Genomic DNA, 22,179 nt, shown 5'->3' with positions numbered 1-22,179 from the left:
ACTTGATGGAAGCACCGATTCGAATCAGACAGGCCGACTTGAGCGACTGGGAAGAAATTCTTGCAATTGAGCAGCTAAATTTTCCAGCAGCAGAAGCAGCCAGTTCCGAAGTTATCAAAGAGCGGATTGAGCAGATTCCAGATACTTTTTTGCTAGCAGAGTTGCATGGTCAGCTGGCGGGCTATATTGTTGGACCAGCTGTTCAGGAGCGATATCTGACAGATGATCTCTATAGCAAGGTGGGTGCTAATCCTCCAGAAGGTGGCTTCATTGCCGTCCAAAGTCTGTCCGTCCATCCGGATTTTCAGAGGCAGGGGGTCGGAACCTTGTTGCTTGCAGCTTTCAAGGAGACAGCTGTTCAGCAAAATCGACAGGGCATTAGCCTAACCTGTCATGATGAGCTGATACCTTATTATGAGATGAATGGTTTCGTCCACGAAGGGATTTCTGACTCAACTCATGGTGGAGCTGTCTGGTCTGATATGGTGTGGGAAAATCCCAATTTTAAGGAGAAGTGATGATTATCCGTCAAGCTCAAATGGCTGACTTAGATGCCATTTATGCTATCGAATTGGAGAATTTCAGTCCAGAAGAGGCTGTTAGCCGCGAAAGTCTAGCAGCACATATCCAAACCCTATCTTCGACTTTTTTGGTGGCAGAAAAGGACGGTAAGATTATGGGCTATCTGGAGGGACCTGTCCGTCCAGAACGTTATTTAAAGGACATTTCCTTTACAGAGGAGATTGAAGATTATGGTCATCTGGACGGTGGCTTTATCTCTCTGACCAGCCTTTCTATCTCGAAGGATGCTCAGGGGATGGGAGTCGGTCGCAAGCTACTGGAAGCTATGAAAGAAATTGCTATAGCAGATGAACGCCACGGCATCAATCTGACTTGCCACGACTACCTCACCGCTTACTACGAGAAGCATGCCTTTGTAAATGAAGGTTTGTCACAATCAACTTATGCAGGCGCTACTTGGTTTGATATGGTCTGGGAAAATCCTAGACTCAAACTGCAAAAAAACCAATAATAAGCTAGAAAATCCTACTCTTATTGCATTTATCTGACTTTTAAGATATAATGTTAGGGATTATGATGAAGGAGGTCAAATTTTTGACTGAAAAATCACAAGACAAAGAGAAGAATCTGAGCTTTAAAGAGCAGATTTTGAAAGATTTAGCTGGAGAAAAGGAAGAACAAACTCCCTCTTCAACTAGCCAATCAGAAGCGGACTCTGCTTCTGCAAAAGAAACAGCAGCTGCGGAGGACTTTGAAGCTAGACCGGCTTCGGTAGATGTTTCCTACAAGGTTTCAGAGAATGAAAAGGCTCACCCTCAGGTCTATGGCCGAGTGGATGAGGAAGATAAGAAGCCCAATGAGGTCCTATCTCGGGCTAATCGGGCCAACAATACGGTCAAGAAAAAACGTCAAAACACCTTAGCCCGCAGGATTATGACAACGGTTCTGCTGATTGTCCTGCTGGGACTTGTGGTCACAGGAGTTGTCGGCTATACTTATGTATCTTCAGCTCTTAAACCCGTTGATGCAAACGCAACAGAGTATGTGACGGTTGAAGTACCAGAAGGCTCAAGCTCTAAGCAGATTGGGGAAATCCTCGAAAAAAAGGGGCTGATTAAAAATGCCCAAGTTTTTAGTCTCTATTCCAAGATTAAAAGCTTTAACAATTACCAGTCTGGCTATTACAATCTCCAGAAGAGTATGGACCTAGATACCATTGCTCGGCAGCTTCAGGAAGGTGGAACAGATACGCCGCAACCACCAGTTGTTGGCAAGGTTACTATTCCTGAAGGATATACACTGGAGCAGATTGCAGAGGCTGTGACGGTTAATGCAGCTGCAACTTCTAAAAAGACTAGCAAGACACCTTTTAGCAAGGACGATTTCCTAGCTAAGGTGCAGGATGAAGCTTTCATTTCCAAGATGGCGGCTAAATATCCACAGCTGCTGGGCACATTGCCAAGTAAGGACAGCGGAGTCAAGTATCGCTTAGAAGGTTACCTCTTCCCTGCCACTTATAACTATGGTGAGGATGCGGATTTGGAAAGCTTGATTGACCAGATGTTGGGCGCTATGAATACCAATCTATCTTCTTACTACTCTACTATTGAATCAAAGAACTTGACGGTTAATGAAGTTCTGACTCTTGCTTCTCTGGTAGAAAAAGAAGGTTCGACAGACCAGGACCGCAAAGATATTGCCAGCGTCTTTTATAATCGTCTCAATCAAGCGATGCCGCTTCAGAGTAATATCGCTATCCTTTATGCTCAAGGCAAGCTAGGAAAGAAAACGACTCTGAAAGAGGACGCTGAGATTGATACCAATATCGACTCGCCTTTCAATGTCTATAAAAAAGAAGGGCTTATGCCTGGGCCAGTTGATAGTCCGAGCCTATCTGCTCTAGAGGCTACCATTAATCCAAGTAAGACGGACTACCTATACTTTGTGGCAAATGTTGAAACAGGCGCTGTTTACTTCGCTAATACTTATGAGGAACACGCCAAAAATGTTGAGGAGCATGTCAATAGCAAGCTCACTCAATCCAGTAGCAGTTCTAATTAGACTGCTGTCATTGCAGACGAGAGAAAGCTAGCTCATTTTGTTCTAGCTTTCTCAGTCCTGCTATATAAAAAAGGGACTGATACAGACTTGTCTCAGCCTCTTGTTTTAGTTTTAAAATAAAAGAAAATAAAAGAAAAGAGAAAAAATGGCTGAAAAAACTTATCCTATGACCCTAGAGGAAAAGGAAAAACTAGAAAAAGAATTAGAAGAATTGAAATTGGTGCGTCGTCCAGAAGTGGTAGAACGTATTAAGATTGCCCGCTCATACGGCGATTTGTCAGAAAATAGTGAATACGAAGCTGCTAAGGACGAACAGGCTTTTGTGGAAGGTCAGATTTCTAGTCTGGAAACCAAGATCCGTTATGCTGAGATTGTAAACAGTGACGCTGTAGCCAAGGATGAAGTAGCTATCGGAAAAACAGTTACCATCCAAGAAGTAGGCGAAAGCGAAGAGGAAGTCTACATTATCGTTGGTTCTGCTGGTGCAGATGCTTTTGCAGGCAAGGTATCCAATGAAAGCCCGATTGGTCAAGCTTTGATTGGCAAAAAGACAGGTGATACTGCAACAGTCGAAACACCGGTTGGCAGCTACGATGTTAAAATTCTCAAGGTTGAAAAAACCGTTTAATAAATACCAAAAGGAACTGGCTAGAAGACTGGTTCTTTTTTCGTTTCTTTTAAGACAGAGAGTGTAGGCTAGATAAGAAGAGCAGGGGAAAAATAGAGAAAAGACAGATGGTTATGCTATAATGAGAATAAGCTAGAAAAGTAGGAGAACTGTATGCAAGAGCAAGATATTTATGGGAAATATGGTGTCTACCTGCCCAAGATTTTAGATGATCTTAGTCAGCGTATTCAAGAGGCTAATGAACGAGTCAAGCAGGAAACAGGGCAGAAGCTTTTTGAGCATTTTAATGCACGGGTCAAGCAGGCAGCCAGTATGGAAGAGAAATGTCAACGTAAGAATCTGCCTAGGGTGCCAGAGTCTGCCCTGAAAGAAATTCGTGATGCGATTGGGATTCGGATTGTTTGCGGTTTTATTGAGGACATCTATCAGACTATTGAGGTGCTTCGTCAGCTGGAGGGCTGTGAGATTGTTCTGGAAAAGGACTATATCCGAGCTGCCAAGCCTAATGGCTATCGCTCCTACCACTTGATATTAGAGGTGGAGACTCCTTATGAGGACTGTCATGGTCAAAACCCCGGCCGCTATTTTGTAGAAATCCAGCTTCGGACCATTGCTATGGATTCTTGGGCCAGCTTAGAGCATCAGATGAAGTACAAGCATGAGATTAAAGACAGCAAGCGGATTGTCCGCGAGCTAAAACGCTGTGCTGATGAGCTGGCTTCCTGTGATGTGACCATGCAGACCATCCGCAATTTGATTCGAGAAAGTGAGTGATATGATGAAAATTTTATTAGCTGAAGATGAGCAACAGCTGTCCCGAGTTTTGGAAACAGCGATGACCCATGAAGGCTATCAGGTTGATACAGCCTTTGATGGGCAGGAAGCTGTGGACTTAGCCAAGGGAAATGCCTATGATTTGATGATTCTGGATATCATGATGCCGGTCAAGACAGGCATTGAAGCCTTGAAAGAAATTCGCCAGTCCGGCAATACGACCCATGTCATCATGCTGACAGCTATGTCAGAGGTGGATGACAAGGTCACAGGGCTGGATGCCGGTGCAGATGATTATCTGACCAAGCCCTTCTCTCTGAAAGAGCTTCTGGCTCGCCTACGCTCTATGTCCAGACGAGTAGCGACGTTCACCCCCAATTTGCTGCAGATTGGCCAAACCAGTCTCAATGTCGGAGAACATGAGCTTATTAGCTCCAACTCCATCCGCCTAGCCGGTAAGGAATCTAGAATGATGGAATTTCTCATGCTTAATGCTCAGAAGAGTCTTTCTACTCAGGAAATCTTCCGCCATGTTTGGTCCAAAGATGAGGATGAGGATTTGGACGAAGGCTTCGTCTGGATTTATATTTCCTATTTGCGTCAGAAGCTGAAGGCTATTCATGCTGATCTTGCTATCTTGGGTGAGGAAGGCGGCAGTTTCACTCTGGTGCCGCTGGAAGGAGATAGCCATGTTTCGGAAGCTTAAAATTCGGTTCATTCTGTTGGCTTCGGCAGCTATTGTCTGTATTTTGCTGACCATGATTGCTGTCTTAAACTCCGTTCGCTTTCTGCAGACCAACGGAGAAATCCAAGCCGTTCTCAATATTCTATCTGCCAATAATGGAGATTTTCCCAGCGTAGAAGAAACGGCAGAGAGCTTGCAAAACGACCGTATCACCATTGACACGATCTACCAATACCGCTATTTCAGTGTGGTCTATAAGGAAGACAAAACACTTTACTCCACCAACTTAGACCATCTTTCCAATCTATCTAAGGAGCAGGCGCTTAGCTACGCTAACAAAGTGATTAAGGACAGTCGTAGCAGTGGAGTTTTTAAGGTAGGTAGTCAATTTTATTCCTACCAGATAACGCAGGATTCCAAGACCAAGCGCTATTTACTGGTGGTCTTAGATTCGACCAATTACCTCGAAAGCCGCAATGACTTTTTCTGGCTGTCTATCCAGTTATGCTTCTATAGCTTTATTTTCTTTGTCTTAGTAGTGTCTGGATTTTCCAACTTTGCCATCCGTCCCTATATCAAAAACTATGAAAACCAGAAGCGTTTTATCACTAATGCGGGACATGAATTGAAGACGCCATTGGCAATCATCTCAGCCAATACGGAGCTGCAAGAGCTGATGACTGGCGAAAATGAATGGACAGAAAGCACCAAGGACCAGGTCAAGCGTCTCAGTAATCTAATCAATCAAATGGTTGTTCTGGCCCGTCTGGAAGAGCAACCAGATGTTACTTTGGTAGATGTGAATTTCTCAGAAGTTGTCAAAAAAGTGGCTGGGAACTTCAAGTCTGTCATTGAGAAGGCAGGCAAGAAGTATGAGATCAAGCTGCAGGAAGATATCCATGTTAAGGCAACTGAAGATGAACTTTATGAATTGGTTAGTATCCTGATTGACAATGCCTGCAAGTATTGTGACGAAGATGGGCAAATTTTTGTCACCCTGACCAAGGCTAAGCGCGGGAAACGAGCCCGTTTGACGGTGGCCAATAGTTACGCGGACGGCAAAAATGTTGATTACAGCCGTTTCTTTGATCGTTTCTATCGCGAAGACGAATCGCACAATCAGAAGCAGCCTGGCTACGGGATTGGCCTATCCATGGCAGAAAGTCTGGTTCGGATTTTTAAGGGCAGGATTTGGGTTTCATATAAGAAAGGCTTGATTGGCTTTACCGTTTTATTGTGATAGAGTCACCTCGTTCATCAGTTATTGCTTTGTTTGCTGAGTTTTTTATATCGGTTACGCTGATTCTTACTTGAGATTAAAAAATTCTTCTAGTATTAGCTAGAAGAATTTTTCTTTATCTTGACCGTTGCTTACCAGCATTGCGGTTCTTTTTCTTTTTGTTCTTTTGCTCAATAGCCGGCTGAGCTTTTGGAGTGACATCTTTAGCCCGGCTAGCTTTTTTCAAACCTTTAGGAGGATTGTTTTCAAATTCCTCTGCCACCTGTTTTCTCAGGCGAGGTCGAATGATGTAGTTAATGATAAATTGCTGGATGATTTGGATAAAACCACCGACTACCCAGTAGAGAGTAACTGCAGCAGGAGAGAAGAATGAGAAACCAACAATCATGATAGGGCTCATATAAGAAGCTTGTTTCATGCTGTTTCTTTGAGTTTCATCTTCAATGCCATGCAGAGAGAGCACTGACTGGATATAGTAGAGGATACCGACAATGGCAGTCAAAGCCCAGTCGCTTTTGGCCAGGTCTTTAATCCAGAGGAAGGAACTGCCTGCAACTCCTTGAGTATACTGGGCTGCAAAGAAGAGGGCTGAGAAGAAAGGCATTTGGATGAGCAGAGGCAGACAGCCTATACCGCCAAACATGCTGAGTCCATTTTCCTTTTGAGCAGCCATCAGTTCTTGCTGAGCCTGCATTTTCTCTTCCTGAGTTTCGGCATTTTTGATTCGCTCTTGGATTGGGGCAAAAATCGGCTTAAAGTAGTTCATCTTTTCAGACTGAAGAGTAGCCTTCCAAGACTGATAGATACCCAGCGGCAGAATGATAATCCGCACGATGAGCGTAACGATAATAATCGCCAGACCATAACCTAGGCCTGAATTCTTGGCAAAGAATTGGATACCATCCGCCATGGGCTGACCAATCACATCCCAGATCAGACCAGAAGGATTGCCGGCCTTGTCGCGGCCTACACAGCCAGACAGGAAAAGAAGCGCAGCCAGTCCCATACCTGAGAATAAAAAGCGTTTGAAATGTTTCACGAGTTCATATCCTTTGTTTCTAAAAAATAATACCTATCTATTCTACTGTTTTTTTGCAAAATATACAATAGTTCTGCAGACCTAATTTGAAATTTTAAAGTCAGAGTAAGAGTCGAAATTGGCCATAGTGACATCCAAATAACTGACCTTAGAAAAAGGTGTCGGTCCCTTGCGGATTTCTTGGATAAATTTGGCCATCAGAGCTGGGTCATCAGCCTGAGCCAGAATGCCAACAGTACCGTCATCGTTGTTCCAGACCCGGCCGGTAATACCTCCGATTTCCAGCGCTAGAGAATAGACTCCCCAGCGGAATCCGACCCCTTGTACTCGTCCTTGGGCTATCATTTTTACTTTCTGCATGGTGTCCTCCTTTAGTGAGCGGACCGAGGGGATTTAAGCCCTCAGTATGAGTGCAAGTCTGCTAAATTATGGTATAATGTTCTTATGAATATTATAACCTCAAAAGCCAATAATGTGGTAAAAAAAGCTAAAAAACTTCATCACAAAAAATACCGCAAGGATTCTTATTTGATCGAGGGCTGGCATTTATTTGAGGAGGCTGTCAGCAGCGGGGCAGAGCTGATTCGGATTTTTGCTTTAGCGGAATACGCAGAGCGATTAGCTGATTTTTCTCAGGTGATTTTTGTCAGTCCAGAGATTTTAGCAGATTTGGCTGATAGTAAGACACCACAAGGGATTGTCGCGGAAGTGGCTTTTGAAAGGGAAGAAATACCGGCGGAGTTAAGCGGACGCTATCTTTTCTTGGAGGACGTTCAGGATCCAGGGAATGTCGGCACTATCATTCGGACTGCGGATGCAGCTGGCTTTGATGGGGTTTTCATCTCTCGTTTGTCAGCAGATATCTATAACTTAAAAACGTTGCGCTCTATGCAGGGGAGTCATTTTCATCTGCCTGTTTATCGGATGGATACAGCTGATTTTATTAGGCTGGCTCAGTCTTCCAGTCTGCCAATTCTGGCGTCAACCTTGTCGTCAACATCTATCGATTACAGAGAGGTGGATAGTAAAGAGAGCTTTGCTCTAGTCATGGGCAATGAAGGGCAGGGAATTAGTCCAAAAATGACGGCAGCAGCTGATGTTCTGGTCCATATTTCCATGAAGGGACAGGCAGAAAGTCTCAATGTTGCTGTCGCTGCGGGTATTTTAATCTTTCATTTAAGCTAAAAATCAGAAAAAGAGATATAATAGTTGGCAAGGGAGGTGATTCTATGCCTTACAAACAGGACGAGGAATTTATGGCCTATGTTGGGCACTTGATTGAAAAGCCCAGTGTGCAGCGTCTGAAAGAAATTCCCCATCATATTTATTCCAATAGACTTGAACATTCCATCAATGTAAGTTATACTAGTTACAGAATTGCCAAAAAATTTGGCTGGAATGCTCGCAGCACGGCACGCGGCGCCCTGCTTCATGACTTATTCTACTATGACTGGCGTGTGACCAAGTTTAAGAAGAGTCATGCTTGGGTTCATCCGAGGCTGGCAGTTCGCAATGCTCGCAAGATTACTAAGCTCAATAAGGTCGAAGAGGACATTATCGTCAAGCATATGTGGGGCCTGACTTTGGCACCGCCTCGCTACAAAGAGTCATTCGTTGTGACGATGGTGGACAAGTATTGGGCCGTCAAAGAAGCGACGGCACCTTGGAGACGCAAGGGCGGTAATCGCAAGCTCTTTCATCGAAAGATGCTGAAACCGTAAATGTTTTATTATAAAAGGAGTAACTATGAATCATTCTATTATTCAAGATCAATCAGATATTAATTCTTTCTATGCCAAGATTTATTCTATCGTTGGCGTCGGTATCGGAATCTCAGCAATCGTATCCCTCTTGATGCTGAACTTCTTTCAGGACATTATTATCTCTGTTCTGACAGGCTCCACCTGGATTTTCTATGCGGCTATTGCAGCTGAGTTTATCTTTGTGTTGGTAGCTTCTGGGGCAGCTCGGAGCAATAGTCCGGCAGCGCTGCCAATGTTTTTAGGATACTCAGCCATCAATGGTTTTACCTTAAGTATTATCATGGCGCTGTATCTTCAGTCAACTGTTCTCTTAGCCTTTCTGACAACGACCGTTATGTTCTTTGCTATGGGATTCATCGGCAAGGTGACCAAGAAGGATCTTTCTGGAATGGGCAGAGCTTGTATGGCCGGTTTGATTGGTATTATCGCTGCTAGCGTCCTTAATATCTTCTTGAGAAGCAGTGGCTTGGACTTTATTGTAAGTATTGTTGGCGTCCTTATTTTCTCAGGGCTTATCGCTTGGGACAATCAGAAAATCCGCTATGTCTATGAGCAGACCAATGGCAATCCAGGAAATGGCTGGGCTATTTCTCTGGCTCTGCATCTGTATCTGGACTTCATTAATCTCTTCCTCAGCTTGCTGCGTATTTTTGGAAGAAACAAATAACTCAGCTAAATAAGACTCAAGCATTGGACGTTTGCTCCAGTGCTTTTTGTTTCTCCTATGGATTTATGGTATAATAAACCCAGCAAATAGAAAGCGAGAACAGTATGAAAACTCCTTTTGTCAGTCGTGAAAAGTTAGCTGAGATTACGGCGCAGTTTCCAACACCTTTTCATCTTTATGATGAGAAGGGGATTCGGGAAAGAGCGCGTGCCCTGCATGAGGCCTTTTCTTGGAATCCAGGCTTTAAAGAGTATTTTGCCGTCAAGGCCACTCCCAATCCTGCTATTTTAAAAATCCTCAAAGAAGAAGGCTGCGGGGTAGATTGTGCTAGCTATGTCGAACTCCTCATGAGCCAAAAGCTGGGCTTTGCTGGACAGGATATCATGTTTTCGTCCAATAACACACCGGCTGAGGAATTTCAGTTTGCGCGTGACCTTGGAGCGACTATCAATCTGGATGCCTATGAAGATGTAGCTTTTCTAAAGGAAGCTGCTGGTATTCCCAAGGTCATTTCCTGCCGTTACAACCCTGGCGGTGTCTTTGAGCTGGGAACCAGCATTATGGATAATCCAGAAGAAGCTAAGTTTGGTATGACTAAGGACCAGCTGATTCAAGCTTTCAAAGAGCTCAAGGACTTGGGAGCTGAGAAGTTTGGGATTCATGCCTTCTTGGCCTCTAATACTGTAAGCAATGACTACTATCCCGAACTGGCCCGTCAGCTTTTTGAGCTGGCTGTGGAAGTAGTGGCTGAGACAGGAGTTGAGTTGGACTTTATCAATCTCTCTGGTGGTGTCGGCATTAATTATCAGCCTGAAGGTGAGGAAAATGACATTGCGGTTATTGGTCAAGGAGTTCGTCAGGCCTATGAAGCTATTCTGACACCTGCTGGTCTAGGACAGGTAAAGATTTATACGGAGCTGGGCCGCTTTATGTTGGCACCTTATGGCCTACTTATCACTAAAGTTACCCATAAGAAGCAGATCTACCGAACTTACCTGGGGGTGGATGCCTCAGCGGTCAATCTGCTGCGTCCTGCTATGTACGGTTCTTATCACCACATTACCAATATGGATCGACCCGAGGGTGAGACAGAGATTGTGGATGTTGTCGGCAGTCTTTGTGAGAATAACGATAAATTCGCCATTAATCGCTCGCTGCCCGTCAGTCAAATTGGCGATACACTAGTGATTCACGATACGGGGGCTCATGGTTTTTCTATGGGTTATCAGTACAATGCCAAGCTCCGCTCCAGCGAAATTCTCTTGGAACAAGATGGCAATGTTCGCATGATTCGTCGGGCTGAAAAACCAGAAGATTATTTTGCGACACTATATGGCTTTGATTTTGAAAAATAGAGAAAATTTGATATAATGAAGAGCAATGTAAAAATGGAAATAGAGGAGTTCTCGATATGAATTTAGTTTTAGCAATTTTCTTGATTATGGCAGCATTTGCTGGAGGCGTGATCTTGGGTATGTATCTGCTTCGTCGGCAAGTGGAGAAGGAATTTGCAGAAAATCCGCGTCTGAATGTAGAAGCAGTTCGGACCTTGCTTAGCGCTAGCGGTCAACGGCCAAATGAAGCGAAAGTACAGCAAGTTTATCGTCAAATTATCAGCCAGCAGAAAGCTGCGCTTGCTAAGAGCAAAAAGAAAAAATAATTTTCTAGAGCTTGGCTTTTAATACCAGTAGAGAAAATTTATAAAAAAATGGGGATTTGGAATCGGCTTCCAGTCCCTTGTTTTAGAAAGAAGACCTTATGGATAATCGACCAATCGGTTTTTTAGACTCAGGAGTGGGCGGTTTGACTGTAGTCCGTGAGCTCATGCGGCAGCTCCCCCACGAAGAGGTCATTTATATCGGAGATTCAGCGCGGGCTCCTTACGGTCCTAGGCCTGCCGAGCAGATTCGCGCTTATACCTGGCAGTTGGTCAACTTCCTCCTGACCAAGGATGTTAAGATGATTGTTATCGCCTGCAATACTGCGACTGCCGTTGTCTGGGAAGAAGTAAAGGAGAAGCTGGATATTCCAGTACTGGGCGTGATTCTGCCGGGGGCTAGTGCAGCTATTAAGTCAACTGCCAGTGGCCGCATCGGTGTTATTGGAACGCCAATGACTGTTTCTTCTGATATTTATCGTCAGAAGATTGAAGCGCTCTCGCCGGAGATGCAGGTGGAAAGTTTGGCCTGTCCTAAGTTTGTACCTTTGGTAGAGTCCAATGAACTTCATTCCAGTCTTACCAAAAAAGTGGTCTATGAAACCCTGCAACCTCTGGCTGGCCGAGTAGACACCCTTGTCTTGGGCTGTACCCACTATCCCTTGCTCCGGCCTATTATTCAAAATAGGATGGGACCAAATGTGAAGCTGATTGATAGCGGGGCAGAGTGCGTACGGGATATTTCTGTCCTGCTCAATTACTTTGAAATCAACCGCAGTCGGGAAAAACAGGAGCTCAATCACCAATTTTACACAACTGCCAATGCCAAGAGCTTTTCGGAGATTGCAGAAAGCTGGCTGGGCCTGAAAGTGAATGTGGAGCATGTAAGCTTATGACAAATAAAATTTATGAATACATTGACGAGAACAATTGGTATATCGGAGAATGGACTCGCTTTCGTAAGGCTGGCTATCATTTCAACGACATCCCATACAGGTTCTTGGAGCATATAGATGCAGAGTTGAGCGAGCTCATTGAGCGGGATTTGGATGAAGACTACAATGCTTTTACCACAGTTGTGGTCAAATACGGCTCGCCCATGTCTTATATCCAGTTTGTCCTCAATATGATTAACGACCGCCAGAAGCGGGATTTTAAGGCGACCAGTCATAAGGGGGCTATTCTGATTACAGAAAAGGACTTGCTACGCAAGGTTTTCTTCCTGTCTAAAGATGGAGTTAAGATGACCGACTTTTTTGGTCAGGGGCAGGAGTCTGAGATGGCTGTCGGAGATACCATTTTGATTGCGACTCGCAACGAAGGAAAGACTGCAGAGTTTCGCAAACTCTTTGAGAAGCTGGGCTATAAGGTTGAAAATCTCAATGATTATCCTGATTTGCCAGAAGTGCAAGAGACGGGAACCACCTTTGAGGAAAACGCGCGGCTTAAGGCAGAGACAATCAGTAAGCTGACCGGTAAAATGGTGCTAGCTGACGACTCAGGTCTGCAGGTCGATGTTTTAGGCGGCTTGCCTGGCGTCTGGTCTGCTCGCTTTGCTGGAGTAGGTGCGACAGACGATGAAAACAACATCAAGCTCCTGCATGAGTTGGCTATGGTTTTTGATGTCAAGGACCGCTCTGCCCATTTCCATACGACCCTAGTGGTGGCCAGTCCTGACAGGGAGTCTCTGGTAGTTGAAGCGGATTGGCCGGGCTACATTGCTCATGAGCCAAAAGGGGAAAATGGCTTTGGCTATGATCCTTTGTTCTTAGTGGGAGAAACAGGAAAAACGTCTGCCGAGCTGACGATGGAAGAAAAGAATGCGCAATCCCATCGGGCTCAGGCAGTTAAGAAATTAGTGGAGGTATTTCCAGCATGGCAAAGCAAACCATTATAGTCATGAGTGATTCTCATGGCGACCGTGCTATTGTAGAAGAAATTAGGAATCATTATATTGGAAAGGTAGATGCGATTTTCCATAACGGAGACTCTGAGCTTCCTTCTGATGATGAGGTATGGCAAGGGATTCAGGTTGTTGCAGGGAATATGGACTTTTACGACGGCTATCCAGAACGCTTGGTGACGGATTTGGCGGGGACCATTATTGCCCAGACCCATGGGCATCTCTTCCATATCAACTTTTCTTTTCAAAAGCTGGATTTGTGGGCGCAAGAGGTTAATGCAGACATCTGTCTCTATGGTCACCTGCATATCCCAGATGCTCGAATGGAAGGCAAAACGCTCTTTCTGAATCCGGGCTCCATTAGCCAGCCACGCGGCCTGATCAACGAACGTCTCTACGCTAAGGTAGAGATTGATGATGACCGCTTTAAAGTTGATTACTATACGCGAAATCATGAACTTTATCCAAGCTTGTCCAAGGAGTTTAGCCGATGATTGCTAAGGAATTTGAAGACTATCTGCTGGAACATGAAGAAACTTTTTTGACGCCTGGGGAAAATCTGGCGGTTATGATTGACACCCATAATGTGGATCATGCTATCTTACTATTGAGTCAGATGACATACTCACGTGTACCAGTCGTGACGGCAGATAAAAAGTTTGTTGGCACGATTTCCCTGACAGACATCATGTCCTATCGCATGCGCCATGATTTGCCAGAAGAGGAATTCATGATGACAGACATCGTCCACATGACCAAAATGGACGACTTGACAGTTGGGCCAGATTATACTGTATCAGATGTGCTTCATAAGCTGGTCGACGAGTCATTCCTGCCGGTTGTGGGCGAGGATCAGCATTTTTACGGAATTATTACTAGAAAGTCTATTTTGAAAGCTGTCAATTCTTTGTTGCACGGCTTTAGCAAGAAGTACGAAATTCGCAAAAAATGAAAGAATACATTAGACCGTTTTTAAATCAAAAAAATATCTCAGAAAATTCTAAAATTGCCTATTCTTATGATTTGGAGCAGTTTATCGAGGAAGTACATGGTCGGATTACCGAGACCAATCTGCGGATTTACCAGGCCTCTATTAAGGATTTTAAGGCAGCTGTTCAGAAGCGGAAGCTCTCAGCAGTCAATCAATTTCTCTACTTCCTTTATCAGCAGCAGCTTATTGAGGAGTTTCACCGCTTAGTCTTGCCTAAGGTATCTGTATCGAAGGAGCAGGAAAATGAACTGCTGGACCTGTCTGCTTTTTGGCAGGAATCAAGCGTTCCCAGAGGGCGGCTTATGGCTCTTCTGATTTTGGAAATGGGCTTGCTGCCCAGTGAGATTCTGCAGGTCAGAGTGGCAGATGTCAATCTTGACTTTCAGGTTTTGAAGATTGAAAAGGCCGGTCAGAAGCGGGTCATAAAGATTCCTGAGAGTCTGACGGTTGAGTTAGAAGACTATCTGACAGGGACATATTTATTTGAGAAAAACGGCAAATCCTATTCTCGTCAATGGGGCTTCCGTCAGCTAGAGGCCTTCTTGATTGAGCAGGGACAAGCCAGTCTATCTGCCCAAAGCCTGCGTGAGCAGTTTATTTTGCGCCAGCGGGAGAAGGGGATTGGTCTCTATGATATTGCCCAAGATTTGGGATTGAAAACCATGATTACACTAGAAAAATACAGATAAAAATGGATATCAAACTAAAAGATTTTGAAGGCCCGCTGGACCTGCTGCTCCACCTCGTATCTAAATACCAGGTGGATATTTATGATGTGCCTATTACGGAGGTCATCGAGCAGTATCTGGCTTATGTGGCTACTTTGCAGGCCATGAAGTTGGAAGTGACGGGGGAGTACATGGTCATGGCAAGCCAGCTCATGCTGATTAAGAGCCGCAAGCTTCTGCCTAAGGTGGCGGATAATGCTGAGTTGGAAGATGATTTAGAGCAAGACCTCTTGAGCCAGATTGAGGAATACCGCAGGTTCAAACTCTTGGGAGAGAAAATGTCGCTCCAACATGATGACCGGGCTCTTTATTACTCTAAGCCTAAGCTGGAGCTGGTTTATGAAGACGCTGAGCTCCTGCATGACAAGTCAACGATAGATCTTTTCTTGGCTTTTTCCAAGGTTATCGCCAAGAAGCAAGAGGAGTTTTCTAAGAGCCATACAACCATTGTGCGAGACGAGTACAAGATTGAGGACATGATGGATGTGGTGCGTCAGCGCTGTGCTGGTAAGAGCCGTCTGGCTCTGCAGGAGATTTTCGCAGAGACCAAAGACATGAATGAGGTTATCACACTCTTTCTGGCGACCTTAGAATTGGTCAAGGTGCAGGAAGTGCAAGTCATTCAAGAAGAAAACTTTGGAAATATTTATTTAGTAGGAAGAGGAAATGAGTAAGTTAGCAGAGATTGAAGCCCTGCTTTTTGTGGCGGGTGAAGATGGACTCAAGGTTCATCAATTAGCAGAAATCCTTTCTTTGCCGCCGACCGGGGTTATTCAGAGTTTGGAGAAGTTAGCCGAGCAATATGAGGCCAATCCGGACTCTAGCCTGACCCTGCTGGAAACCTCAAAAACGTACAAGCTGGTCACTAAGCCAGAGTTTGCTGAGATTCTGCGGGCCTATTCACGGGCGCCAATCAATCAAAGTCTGTCGCGGGCAGCCCTTGAGACCTTGTCTATCATTGCCTATAAGCAGCCGATTACAAGGGTAGAAATAGATGACATCCGCGGGGTTAATTCCAGCGGTGCTTTGGCTAAGCTCTTGGCTTTTGAACTGGTTCGAGAAGATGGCAAAAAGGAAGTCATTGGCCGGCCAAATCTCTATGTGACAACCGATTATTTCTTAGACTATATGGGGATCAATCACCTAGATGAGCTGCCGATTGTCGAAGAAACAGAGCTAGTTGCTGAAGAAAGCCAGCTCTTTATTGAAAGGACAGATATCGATGAGAATCAATAAATACATCGCTCATGCTGGGATAGCCAGCCGTCGTAAGGCAGAAGAGCTAATCAGGCAGGGGAAGGTCAGTATAAACGGCCAAGTGGTACGTGAGTTGGCGACGAACGTCAAGTCTGGCGACCGTGTGGAAGTAGAAGGCCAACCTATCTATAACGAAGAGAAGGTTTATTACCTCCTCAATAAGCCGCGCGGGGTCATTTCCTCTGTCAGTGATGACAAGGGACGTAAGACGGTCGTAGAGCTCTTGCCTCAGGTCAAGGAGCGGATTTATCCGGTTGGTCGTTTGGACTGGGATACTTCTGGCATTCTCATTCTGACCAATGACGGGGACTTTACCGACGAGATGATTCATCCCCGCAATGAGATTGACAAGGTCTATGTGGCGCGTGTCAAAGGATTGGCCAATAAAGAAGTTCTTCGTCCTCTGACTCGAGGTATTGAGATAGAGGGGCGCAAAACCAAGCCAGCAGTTTATGAGATTATCAAGGTTGATCCGGCGAAAAATCGCTCGGTCGTTCAGCTGACCATCCACGAAGGCCGTAATCATCAGGTCAAGAAGATGTTCCAGGCGGTTGGATTGCAAGTGGATAAGCTTTCACGGACTCGATTTGGTCATTTGGACTTAACTGGCCTCAAGCCTGGTGAGTATCGTAAGCTCAATAAAAAAGAAGTCAGCCAGCTGCATACACTGGCTGTAACCAAGACCAAGAAATGATAAAGAAACTGCTTATTGCTCTTGTCCGCTTTTATCAACGCTTCATATCGCCTGCTTTCCCTCCATCTTGCCGCTTTCGGCCCACCTGCTCTAACTATATGATAGAGGCTATCCAGAGGCATGGAGCCAAAGGTGTCCTAATGGGCTTGGCGCGTATTCTCCGCTGTCATCCCTGGTCTCAGCCAGGAGAGGATTCTGTACCAGACCATTTTAGCCTGAGAAGAAATAATTCAAGAAAAAAGTCACACTAGATAAGTATCTAGTGTGACTTTTATATATATCTATATTTTCCGAATATTTCCTATCTTCTAGACCAAGTCTTAGGCAGGAAGAGCAGGAGAATCGGGTAGATTTCCAAGCGACCGCCAATCATAGCAAAGGCTAGCAGCAGTTTAGAAAAAGGACTAAAGATAGAAAAATTATCTGTCGTCCCAATCATGGGACCGATATTGTTGAAGCAAGAGACAACCCCGCTGACAACTGTCATAAAGTTATTATTATCCAAGCTGACAATGAAAATGAGAGCTAGAATAATCAAGATATAAACGGCTAAGTATTTCAGTACCTTATGCTGAGTATCCTTGTCAATGACCGCACCATTGATATGCAAGGTTAGGACGCGATTAGGTGACAGGGTAGATAGAATCTGATTTTTAGCAATGCGGGAAATGATAATTCCCCGAATGACCTTGAATCCCCCAGCTGTTGATCCAGCTGAGCCCCCGATACACATGAGCAGGAGCAGGATAACCTGAGAAAAGAGCGGCCATTTGACTGTATCGCCATAGCCAAATCCAGTTGTTGTGATGACATTGGCTACCTGGAAGAAGGAGATCTCCACGCTCTTGGCAAAGCCTTGATAGAGGTGGAAGACATTAAAGGCAATCAAGGCTGTGGAAAGAAAGACAATCCAGAGATAGCCTTTGAGCTCCTCATCTTCAAAGCAAGCTTTAAACTTACGAATCAGCAAGTAATAGTAGAGATTAAAGTTGACCCCGAAAGCCAAGACCCCAAAGCTGACCAGATAAGTAATCAGCGAGCTGTTGTAGTGGGCAATACCGTCATTGTATACGGTGAATCCTCCTGTGCCAGCAGTTCCCATGGCAATGACCAGACTGTCAAAGAGGGGCATGCCCGCTAGGAAATAAAGCAGAGCAAAGATAGCAAAGAGAGCCAAATAGATGATATAAAGAATTTGAGCAGTATGCTTAAGCTTGGAAACGACCTTGCCAAAGACTGGTCCCGGAACTTCTGCTTTCATGACCTCCAAGTGACCATTTTTAGCATTGTCCATAATAGCTAGGGCAAAGACCAGCACTCCCATCCCTCCGATTAAGTGAGTAAAGCTGCGCCAGAAGAGCAGCGAATGGGAGAGAACGCCGACATCGTTAAGGATAGTCGCTCCCGTGGTGGTAAAGCCAGAGCTAATCTCAAAGAAAGCATCAATAACGTCTGGAATCTGCCCAGAAAAAACAAAGGGCAGAGCTCCGAAGAAGGACCAGAGAATCCAGCAAAGGGCTACAATCAGGACACCTTCCTTGGCGTAGATATGCAAGTCCTTGGGCTTGAAATAAGAGCCTATTCCCCCTAAAACTAGCAGGATGGCCATGGTCGCCCCGATAGAGAGAAAGATTTTTAAGGGCTCACCGTAGATTAGAGCTACGATAATGGGCACAATCAGCAGTGCCGCCTCAATCAGCAGTAATTTTGCCAGCAGGTAGCGAATCATAGATCTATTCATGGGCCTACCTCGCTAACAGATCGTAAATCTGCGTGATATTTTGCAGCAGAGTGGTAACGATAATCTTATCTCCAACTTGCAGGTCGTCATCACCGGTAGGGAAAATGGCTTTGCCTTGACGGATAATGGCCGCAATCAGGACATCTTTCTTCAGATGAAGCTGAGACAGAGGAATACCAGTCATCTTGTTTTCTTCCTTGATTTGGAATTGCAGGGTTTCAATTTGGCCATTGGCTACATGGTGCAGAGCTTCTAGGTTAGAGAATTGAGCATTGTAGCGACCGCGGATAAAGTGCATAATGGTATCAACAGCGATACCTTTAGGCGTCACAATGCTGGCAAAATCTTGGTTATCAATGATTTCCAACAAACTAGTCCGGTTAATCTTGGTGATGTTTTTCTGCACACCTAGATTATTAAGGAACATGGAAGTGATGATATTTTCTTCATCCACACCAGTCAGGGTAGCGATGGCATCAAAGTTATTGGCGCGTTCCTCCAGCAGGATGTCCTTGGCAGTACCATCTCCATGGACGACATAGAGGTCAGGAAATTCCTGACTGAAAAAGTTTGCCCGCTCACGGTTGGATTCAATGATTTTGAGCTCAATTTTACTGTTTTTGAGAATATTGAGCAGGTAATAAGCGATCTTGCCAGCCCCGATAATCATCAGGCTCTTAACCACTCTAGGGCGTACCATATTGTGGAATTGAACGATGTCTAGGCGGTTACCTGTTACATAAATCTTGTCCCCGGCCTCCAAAGTGAAGTCGCCGTCAGGAATTTCCAAGTGCCCTTTTCTCTCAATAGCACAGACAATGATATTTCCAAATTTCTTACGGAACTGGGAAATATTCATCTGGCAGAGATTGCTGTCTTCCTTGAGTTTGAACTCCATCAGTGCCACCCGCCCATTGGCAAAATGCTCTACTGACAGGGCATTAGGGAAGTCAATGATATTAGCGATGTAGCGAGCAGTTAGGAGCTCAGGATTGACCACCAGCGAGAAGCCTAGGATGTTCTTCTCCTTAAAGTAAGGGTTGGAATATTCAGGATTACGCACTCGGACGATAGTTTCCTTAGCCCCCATCCGTTTGGCCAGAACAGCTGAAACCATGTTGACCTCATCATGCTCGGTCATAGAGATGAAGATGTCACAGTGCCCAACATCCGCCTGTTCTAGGATTTTGAAGTTGGCTCCATTGCCAGAAATACCGATAATATCATAGCGCTTGGTAATCTGGTTGAGAACAGCCTCATCCTGCTCAATCAGGATAACATCATGATTTTCAGCCACTAAGGAGCGACAGAGGGCCGTTCCGACCTTCCCGCCGCCAACAACGATAATTTTCATAAGTTTAGATTCCTCCAAAGTATGTATCTATCATACTCTTTTTTCATTTAAATTTCATCTATAAAATACAGAATAGCTTGCTTATTTATAGAATTGCCAATATTTTTTTACCAAAATGGTATCTTCCTGTGATATTTTTAAAAAAAGTACAACTTTTTGAGCATTTTTTATTGACTTGTAGGCTGAAAGTGTTATACTAAATGAGTACCTTCATTGGTTTACCTCAAACCTGTTGTGATGTAAGTTAATGAAGCCTTAACCACGCTGTTTGCTGAGCTTGACTCCGGGCAGTGTGGCTATTTTTTTATCTAAAGAAAAATACTAGGAAAAATATTCTTATTATGAAAAATCATATCGTTCTTTTTGAGCCTCAGATTCCGCAGAATACCGGAAATATTGCCCGTACTTGCGCCGCGACTAATTCGCCGCTTCACATCATCAAGCCCATGGGCTTTCCCATTGATGACCGCAAGATGAAACGGGCGGGGCTGGACTATTGGGATAAGCTGGACATCACCTATTATGAGAGTTTAGACGATTTTATGGAGCAGATGGACGGCAAACTTTATCTGATTTCTAAGTTTGCAGAGAAGGTCTATTCTGAGGAATATTTTGCAGCAGAAGGTTCGCACTATTTTATGTTTGGTCGTGAGGACAAGGGGTTGCCAGAGGAATTTATGCGTCGTCATCCAGAAAAGGCCCTGCGTATTCCCATGAATGACCAGCATGTCAGAAGTCTTAATGTTTCAAATACAGTCTGCATGATTGTTTACGAGGCCCTGCGTCAGCAGAATTTTGCTGGCCTTGAACTGGTACATGAGTATGAAGCGGACAAGCTGAAGTAGCGGAATGAATGTATCTAAGCAGTTAATTTTCCTAATAGATAGAATACTATTGTTGAAACATTTTTAATTACATCAATCAAATTGCTTGCTCTGGCAGGCTTTTTTTGTTATGATAATGATGTCTTCAGGGCAGGGTGAGATTCCCGACCGGCGGTAATTTTTGGCTTGGAAATGTTTTTTCCTTAATGCAAAATCAAGTCCGCGAGCGCAAGCTGATGTGGTGAGATTCCACAACCGACAGTATAGTCTGGATGGGAGAAGACGAGAGGCAGTGAAGCATTCTTGCCGTTTAATCTTTATTTAAGGGCTGAGCCTTATACTAAATAATCATTAGCTGACAAGCTTTTTTCAGTGGCCTTTCCGGCTTCTCTAATTTTTATAAATTGGAGGAACCTGTGATGACAAATACTCGTAAGTTGGCGATTGTAGCAGTTTTATCTGCTCTATCATTTCTACTCATGCTTTATGAGATTCCTTTGATAACTGAGTTTCTAAAGTTGGATTTTTCAATTATTCCGATTTTACTGGCTTTGGTAGTCTTGGATCTAAAAAGCTCTCTAGCAGTGCTCTTGATTCGCTCTGTCTTAAAGCTAGCTTTGAATAATAATGGCGTAGGCACTCTAATCGGTCTACCCATGAATATACTAGCGGTAGCTGTCTTTGTTTGTGCTTTTTCCCTCTTGTGGAAAAAAAGAAATAGCTTATCTAGCTATGTGAAGGCTTCCTTAGCAGCAACACTTGGTCTAACGATTACTATGATCATTCTAAATGTCATTTATGCTGTGCCTCTCTATGCGAGGTTTGCTGGTTTTGATATTAATAAGGCATTTGGTCTTTCCAAGTATCTGCTGACTATGATTGTCCCTTTTAACCTATTAGAAGGAGTAATCTGGGCTCTCGTCTTTTGGCTAATATACAAACTCTTACAGCCCGTCCTAAAACGCTATGAAAAATAAACAATCTTATCTAACAAAGGGCTCTTTTGCCCTTTTACTTTTCGTCATTCTAGGCTACATGGTCAAGTTTTATCCTGAGCAGCTGACCAGCTTTGACACCCCGATTCAGACCTGGTTGCGGGGAGACTTGCCTGCAGCTTTGACGACTTTTTTCAAACTTGTAACCAGTGTGATTGATCCGATGGGGATTATCATCTGGGTTTCAGCTCTTGTCCTTTTTTTCCTTTACAAAAAATGGAAGCTGGAGGCTGCCTTGCTGGCGGGAAATCTGGTCTTACACGGGATTTTGATTAAGCTGATTAAACTCGTTTACCAAAGAAGTCGGCCTAGTATTTCGCATTTGGTCAAAGAAGGTGGTTACTCTTTCCCGAGCGGACATGCCATGGCGACAGCCATTGTTGTTGGGACCTTGATTATTATCGCTCAGCAACGAATTCAGAACCAAAAAATCAAGCGCTTGGTACAAGGTTTGCTCCTGGTCTATATCTTCACTGTTATGGCATCCAGAGTCTATCTGGGCGTGCATTATCCGACAGATGTTATCGGAGGGGCCTTGATGGGCTTTGCCATTCTCAATATCGAATTTCCCTTTTATGACAAGCTGCGCTTTCAGTGGCGTTTCAAGGGAAAGCAGAAATAGCGTTTACTTTGATAAGAATAATCAATAAGAACAG

Annotated in this window: 28 protein-coding genes and 1 riboswitch; of the genes, 24 read left to right on the top strand and 4 right to left on the bottom strand. The window is 44.4% G+C overall.

All coding sequences use genetic code 11. The features are described from left to right. Positions 1 to 5: 5 nt before the first annotated feature. The 7 genes from RYK49_RS07165 to RYK49_RS07135 all read left to right on the top strand — a co-directional run bounded on the left by RYK49_RS07165 (position 6) and on the right by RYK49_RS07135 (position 5,910). The gene (locus RYK49_RS07165) at positions 6 to 518 is read left to right on the top strand and encodes a GNAT family N-acetyltransferase (RefSeq protein WP_314830857.1); all 513 of its coding nucleotides are present in this window, start codon (positions 6 to 8) and stop codon (positions 516 to 518) included. Further along, complete coding sequence (locus RYK49_RS07160; protein WP_314830858.1) at positions 518 to 1,033, top strand: GNAT family N-acetyltransferase; 516 nt, start codon at positions 518 to 520, stop codon at positions 1,031 to 1,033. The genes RYK49_RS07165 and RYK49_RS07160 overlap by 1 nt, the downstream gene beginning before the upstream one ends. 50 nt (positions 1,034 to 1,083) lie before the next feature. Continuing rightward, positions 1,084 to 2,583 carry an endolytic transglycosylase MltG gene (gene mltG / locus RYK49_RS07155; protein ID WP_311154921.1) on the top strand — a complete coding sequence of 500 codons (1,500 nt, stop codon included), beginning with the start codon at positions 1,084 to 1,086 and terminating at the stop codon, positions 2,581 to 2,583. Positions 2,584 to 2,728: 145 nt separating this feature from the next. Continuing rightward, the gene (gene greA / locus RYK49_RS07150) at positions 2,729 to 3,211 is read left to right on the top strand and encodes a transcription elongation factor GreA (RefSeq protein ID WP_002894584.1); all 483 of its coding nucleotides are present in this window, start codon (positions 2,729 to 2,731) and stop codon (positions 3,209 to 3,211) included. 153 nt (positions 3,212 to 3,364) lie between these two features. Then, positions 3,365 to 3,985: a GTP pyrophosphokinase family protein gene (locus RYK49_RS07145; RefSeq protein ID WP_314830859.1), complete on the top strand. Its 621-nt coding sequence runs from the start codon at positions 3,365 to 3,367 to the stop codon at positions 3,983 to 3,985. Positions 3,986 to 3,989: 4 nt separating this feature from the next. Continuing rightward, positions 3,990 to 4,691, top strand: a complete 702-nt coding sequence (locus RYK49_RS07140) for a response regulator transcription factor (protein WP_314830877.1) — start codon at positions 3,990 to 3,992, stop codon at positions 4,689 to 4,691. After that, entirely contained in the window at positions 4,675 to 5,910 is a 1,236-nt protein-coding gene (locus tag RYK49_RS07135) for a cell wall metabolism sensor histidine kinase WalK (protein WP_002913140.1), read from the top strand. Before RYK49_RS07140 ends, RYK49_RS07135 begins: the two co-directional genes overlap by 17 nt. Before the next feature lie 115 nt (positions 5,911 to 6,025). Here RYK49_RS07135 and yidC read toward each other — a convergent pair whose 3' ends face one another. Both yidC and RYK49_RS07125 read right to left on the bottom strand, forming a co-directional pair. Continuing rightward, entirely contained in the window at positions 6,026 to 6,949 is a 924-nt protein-coding gene (yidC, locus tag RYK49_RS07130; RefSeq protein ID WP_314830860.1) for a membrane protein insertase YidC, read from the bottom strand. An 81-nt stretch (positions 6,950 to 7,030) separates the two neighbouring features. Then, positions 7,031 to 7,309, bottom strand: a complete 279-nt coding sequence (locus RYK49_RS07125; RefSeq protein ID WP_314830861.1) for an acylphosphatase — start codon at positions 7,307 to 7,309, stop codon at positions 7,031 to 7,033. Between the two features lie 84 nt (positions 7,310 to 7,393). Between RYK49_RS07125 and RYK49_RS07120 the strand changes: the two genes are divergently transcribed. The 14 genes from RYK49_RS07120 to yidD all read left to right on the top strand — a co-directional run bounded on the left by RYK49_RS07120 (position 7,394) and on the right by yidD (position 16,860). Next, positions 7,394 to 8,134 (top strand): RNA methyltransferase, encoded by a 741-nt coding sequence (locus RYK49_RS07120; protein ID WP_314865354.1) that lies wholly within the window; start codon positions 7,394 to 7,396, stop codon positions 8,132 to 8,134. Positions 8,135 to 8,178: 44 nt separating this feature from the next. Then, positions 8,179 to 8,670 carry an HD domain-containing protein gene (locus RYK49_RS07115; protein ID WP_314830863.1) on the top strand — a complete coding sequence of 164 codons (492 nt, stop codon included), beginning with the start codon at positions 8,179 to 8,181 and terminating at the stop codon, positions 8,668 to 8,670. A 25-nt stretch (positions 8,671 to 8,695) separates the two neighbouring features. Next, on the top strand, positions 8,696 to 9,379 hold the full coding sequence (locus RYK49_RS07110) for a Bax inhibitor-1/YccA family protein (RefSeq protein WP_002894597.1): 684 nt from the start codon (positions 8,696 to 8,698) through the stop codon (positions 9,377 to 9,379). 104 nt (positions 9,380 to 9,483) lie between these two features. Beyond that, entirely contained in the window at positions 9,484 to 10,734 is a 1,251-nt protein-coding gene (locus RYK49_RS07105) for a diaminopimelate decarboxylase (RefSeq protein WP_314865352.1), read from the top strand. Between the two features lie 56 nt (positions 10,735 to 10,790). Further along, positions 10,791 to 11,039 (top strand): YneF family protein, encoded by a 249-nt coding sequence (locus RYK49_RS07100; protein WP_002894600.1) that lies wholly within the window; start codon positions 10,791 to 10,793, stop codon positions 11,037 to 11,039. Positions 11,040 to 11,137: 98 nt separating this feature from the next. Then, entirely contained in the window at positions 11,138 to 11,932 is a 795-nt protein-coding gene (racE, locus tag RYK49_RS07095) for a glutamate racemase (RefSeq protein WP_002899734.1), read from the top strand. Then, a complete protein-coding gene (locus tag RYK49_RS07090; RefSeq protein ID WP_314830865.1) occupies positions 11,929 to 12,933 on the top strand; it encodes a nucleoside-triphosphate diphosphatase in 1,005 nt (334 codons plus the stop codon). Before racE ends, RYK49_RS07090 begins: the two co-directional genes overlap by 4 nt. Further along, positions 12,912 to 13,433, top strand: a complete 522-nt coding sequence (locus tag RYK49_RS07085; protein WP_002905880.1) for a metallophosphoesterase — start codon at positions 12,912 to 12,914, stop codon at positions 13,431 to 13,433. Before RYK49_RS07090 ends, RYK49_RS07085 begins: the two co-directional genes overlap by 22 nt. Then, positions 13,430 to 13,891 carry a cyclic-di-AMP-binding protein CbpB gene (gene cbpB / locus RYK49_RS07080; RefSeq protein WP_002894606.1) on the top strand — a complete coding sequence of 154 codons (462 nt, stop codon included), beginning with the start codon at positions 13,430 to 13,432 and terminating at the stop codon, positions 13,889 to 13,891. Before RYK49_RS07085 ends, cbpB begins: the two co-directional genes overlap by 4 nt. Beyond that, entirely contained in the window at positions 13,888 to 14,619 is a 732-nt protein-coding gene (gene xerD / locus RYK49_RS07075; protein WP_048772963.1) for a site-specific tyrosine recombinase XerD, read from the top strand. The genes cbpB and xerD overlap by 4 nt, the downstream gene beginning before the upstream one ends. Positions 14,620 to 14,621: 2 nt before the next feature. Next, positions 14,622 to 15,332 (top strand): segregation/condensation protein A, encoded by a 711-nt coding sequence (locus tag RYK49_RS07070; RefSeq protein WP_002905143.1) that lies wholly within the window; start codon positions 14,622 to 14,624, stop codon positions 15,330 to 15,332. Next, entirely contained in the window at positions 15,325 to 15,894 is a 570-nt protein-coding gene (scpB, locus tag RYK49_RS07065; RefSeq protein WP_002894610.1) for an SMC-Scp complex subunit ScpB, read from the top strand. Before RYK49_RS07070 ends, scpB begins: the two co-directional genes overlap by 8 nt. After that, a complete protein-coding gene (locus tag RYK49_RS07060) occupies positions 15,881 to 16,609 on the top strand; it encodes a pseudouridine synthase (RefSeq protein WP_125353167.1) in 729 nt (242 codons plus the stop codon). Before scpB ends, RYK49_RS07060 begins: the two co-directional genes overlap by 14 nt. After that, positions 16,606 to 16,860, top strand: a complete 255-nt coding sequence (gene yidD / locus RYK49_RS07055) for a membrane protein insertion efficiency factor YidD (RefSeq protein ID WP_314830866.1) — start codon at positions 16,606 to 16,608, stop codon at positions 16,858 to 16,860. Before RYK49_RS07060 ends, yidD begins: the two co-directional genes overlap by 4 nt. Positions 16,861 to 16,910: 50 nt before the next feature. Here the strand turns inward: yidD and RYK49_RS07050 are convergent, their stop codons facing one another. Together RYK49_RS07050 and trkA are read right to left on the bottom strand one after the other, a co-directional pair. After that, positions 16,911 to 18,350 carry a TrkH family potassium uptake protein gene (locus RYK49_RS07050; protein WP_314865350.1) on the bottom strand — a complete coding sequence of 480 codons (1,440 nt, stop codon included), beginning with the start codon at positions 18,348 to 18,350 and terminating at the stop codon, positions 16,911 to 16,913. Between the two features lie 4 nt (positions 18,351 to 18,354). Then, positions 18,355 to 19,704 carry a Trk system potassium transporter TrkA gene (gene trkA / locus RYK49_RS07045; protein ID WP_314865348.1) on the bottom strand — a complete coding sequence of 450 codons (1,350 nt, stop codon included), beginning with the start codon at positions 19,702 to 19,704 and terminating at the stop codon, positions 18,355 to 18,357. A gap of 341 nt (positions 19,705 to 20,045) precedes the next feature. Here trkA and RYK49_RS07040 point away from each other — a divergent pair, with 341 nt between their 5' ends. From RYK49_RS07040 to RYK49_RS07030, 3 genes are all read left to right on the top strand, one after another. Further along, a complete protein-coding gene (locus RYK49_RS07040) occupies positions 20,046 to 20,549 on the top strand; it encodes a tRNA (cytidine(34)-2'-O)-methyltransferase (RefSeq protein WP_032908092.1) in 504 nt (167 codons plus the stop codon). 116 nt (positions 20,550 to 20,665) lie between these two features. Next, positions 20,666 to 20,816: riboswitch (FMN riboswitch) on the top strand. Between the two features lie 131 nt (positions 20,817 to 20,947). Then, positions 20,948 to 21,505 (top strand): ECF transporter S component, encoded by a 558-nt coding sequence (locus RYK49_RS07035; protein ID WP_002923560.1) that lies wholly within the window; start codon positions 20,948 to 20,950, stop codon positions 21,503 to 21,505. After that, complete coding sequence (locus RYK49_RS07030) at positions 21,495 to 22,145, top strand: phosphatase PAP2 family protein (RefSeq protein WP_048772978.1); 651 nt, start codon at positions 21,495 to 21,497, stop codon at positions 22,143 to 22,145. The genes RYK49_RS07035 and RYK49_RS07030 overlap by 11 nt, the downstream gene beginning before the upstream one ends. Positions 22,146 to 22,179 lie beyond the last annotated feature (34 nt).

The sequence above is a fragment of the uncultured Streptococcus sp. genome, from assembly GCF_963525625.1.
In the GTDB taxonomy this organism is placed as follows: domain Bacteria; phylum Bacillota; class Bacilli; order Lactobacillales; family Streptococcaceae; genus Streptococcus.
Note: the sequence above shows the minus strand (reverse complement) of the source record. Positions and strands in the feature narration are given on the sequence as shown.

What these genes read in the sequence shown, in the direction of transcription:
- RYK49_RS07165 (WP_314830857.1), top strand. Translation starts at nt 6, where the DNA reads ATGGAAGCACCGATTCGAATCAGACAGGCCGACTTGAGCGACTGGGAA.
- RYK49_RS07160 (WP_314830858.1), top strand. Translation starts at nt 518, where the DNA reads ATGATTATCCGTCAAGCTCAAATGGCTGACTTAGATGCCATTTATGCT.
- mltG (WP_311154921.1), top strand. Translation starts at nt 1,084, where the DNA reads ATGTTAGGGATTATGATGAAGGAGGTCAAATTTTTGACTGAAAAATCA.
- greA (WP_002894584.1), top strand. Translation starts at nt 2,729, where the DNA reads ATGGCTGAAAAAACTTATCCTATGACCCTAGAGGAAAAGGAAAAACTA.
- RYK49_RS07145 (WP_314830859.1), top strand. Translation starts at nt 3,365, where the DNA reads ATGCAAGAGCAAGATATTTATGGGAAATATGGTGTCTACCTGCCCAAG.
- RYK49_RS07140 (WP_314830877.1), top strand. Translation starts at nt 3,990, where the DNA reads ATGAAAATTTTATTAGCTGAAGATGAGCAACAGCTGTCCCGAGTTTTG.
- RYK49_RS07135 (WP_002913140.1), top strand. Translation starts at nt 4,675, where the DNA reads ATGTTTCGGAAGCTTAAAATTCGGTTCATTCTGTTGGCTTCGGCAGCT.
- RYK49_RS07125 (WP_314830861.1), bottom strand. Translation starts at nt 7,309, where the DNA reads ATGCAGAAAGTAAAAATGATAGCCCAAGGACGAGTACAAGGGGTCGGA.
- RYK49_RS07120 (WP_314865354.1), top strand. Translation starts at nt 7,394, where the DNA reads ATGAATATTATAACCTCAAAAGCCAATAATGTGGTAAAAAAAGCTAAA.
- RYK49_RS07115 (WP_314830863.1), top strand. Translation starts at nt 8,179, where the DNA reads ATGCCTTACAAACAGGACGAGGAATTTATGGCCTATGTTGGGCACTTG.
- RYK49_RS07110 (WP_002894597.1), top strand. Translation starts at nt 8,696, where the DNA reads ATGAATCATTCTATTATTCAAGATCAATCAGATATTAATTCTTTCTAT.
- RYK49_RS07105 (WP_314865352.1), top strand. Translation starts at nt 9,484, where the DNA reads ATGAAAACTCCTTTTGTCAGTCGTGAAAAGTTAGCTGAGATTACGGCG.
- RYK49_RS07100 (WP_002894600.1), top strand. Translation starts at nt 10,791, where the DNA reads ATGAATTTAGTTTTAGCAATTTTCTTGATTATGGCAGCATTTGCTGGA.
- racE (WP_002899734.1), top strand. Translation starts at nt 11,138, where the DNA reads ATGGATAATCGACCAATCGGTTTTTTAGACTCAGGAGTGGGCGGTTTG.
- RYK49_RS07090 (WP_314830865.1), top strand. Translation starts at nt 11,929, where the DNA reads ATGACAAATAAAATTTATGAATACATTGACGAGAACAATTGGTATATC.
- RYK49_RS07085 (WP_002905880.1), top strand. Translation starts at nt 12,912, where the DNA reads ATGGCAAAGCAAACCATTATAGTCATGAGTGATTCTCATGGCGACCGT.
- cbpB (WP_002894606.1), top strand. Translation starts at nt 13,430, where the DNA reads ATGATTGCTAAGGAATTTGAAGACTATCTGCTGGAACATGAAGAAACT.
- xerD (WP_048772963.1), top strand. Translation starts at nt 13,888, where the DNA reads ATGAAAGAATACATTAGACCGTTTTTAAATCAAAAAAATATCTCAGAA.
- RYK49_RS07070 (WP_002905143.1), top strand. Translation starts at nt 14,622, where the DNA reads ATGGATATCAAACTAAAAGATTTTGAAGGCCCGCTGGACCTGCTGCTC.
- scpB (WP_002894610.1), top strand. Translation starts at nt 15,325, where the DNA reads ATGAGTAAGTTAGCAGAGATTGAAGCCCTGCTTTTTGTGGCGGGTGAA.
- RYK49_RS07060 (WP_125353167.1), top strand. Translation starts at nt 15,881, where the DNA reads ATGAGAATCAATAAATACATCGCTCATGCTGGGATAGCCAGCCGTCGT.
- yidD (WP_314830866.1), top strand. Translation starts at nt 16,606, where the DNA reads ATGATAAAGAAACTGCTTATTGCTCTTGTCCGCTTTTATCAACGCTTC.
- RYK49_RS07050 (WP_314865350.1), bottom strand. Translation starts at nt 18,350, where the DNA reads ATGAATAGATCTATGATTCGCTACCTGCTGGCAAAATTACTGCTGATT.
- trkA (WP_314865348.1), bottom strand. Translation starts at nt 19,704, where the DNA reads ATGAAAATTATCGTTGTTGGCGGCGGGAAGGTCGGAACGGCCCTCTGT.
- RYK49_RS07040 (WP_032908092.1), top strand. Translation starts at nt 20,046, where the DNA reads ATGAAAAATCATATCGTTCTTTTTGAGCCTCAGATTCCGCAGAATACC.
- RYK49_RS07035 (WP_002923560.1), top strand. Translation starts at nt 20,948, where the DNA reads ATGACAAATACTCGTAAGTTGGCGATTGTAGCAGTTTTATCTGCTCTA.
- RYK49_RS07030 (WP_048772978.1), top strand. Translation starts at nt 21,495, where the DNA reads ATGAAAAATAAACAATCTTATCTAACAAAGGGCTCTTTTGCCCTTTTA.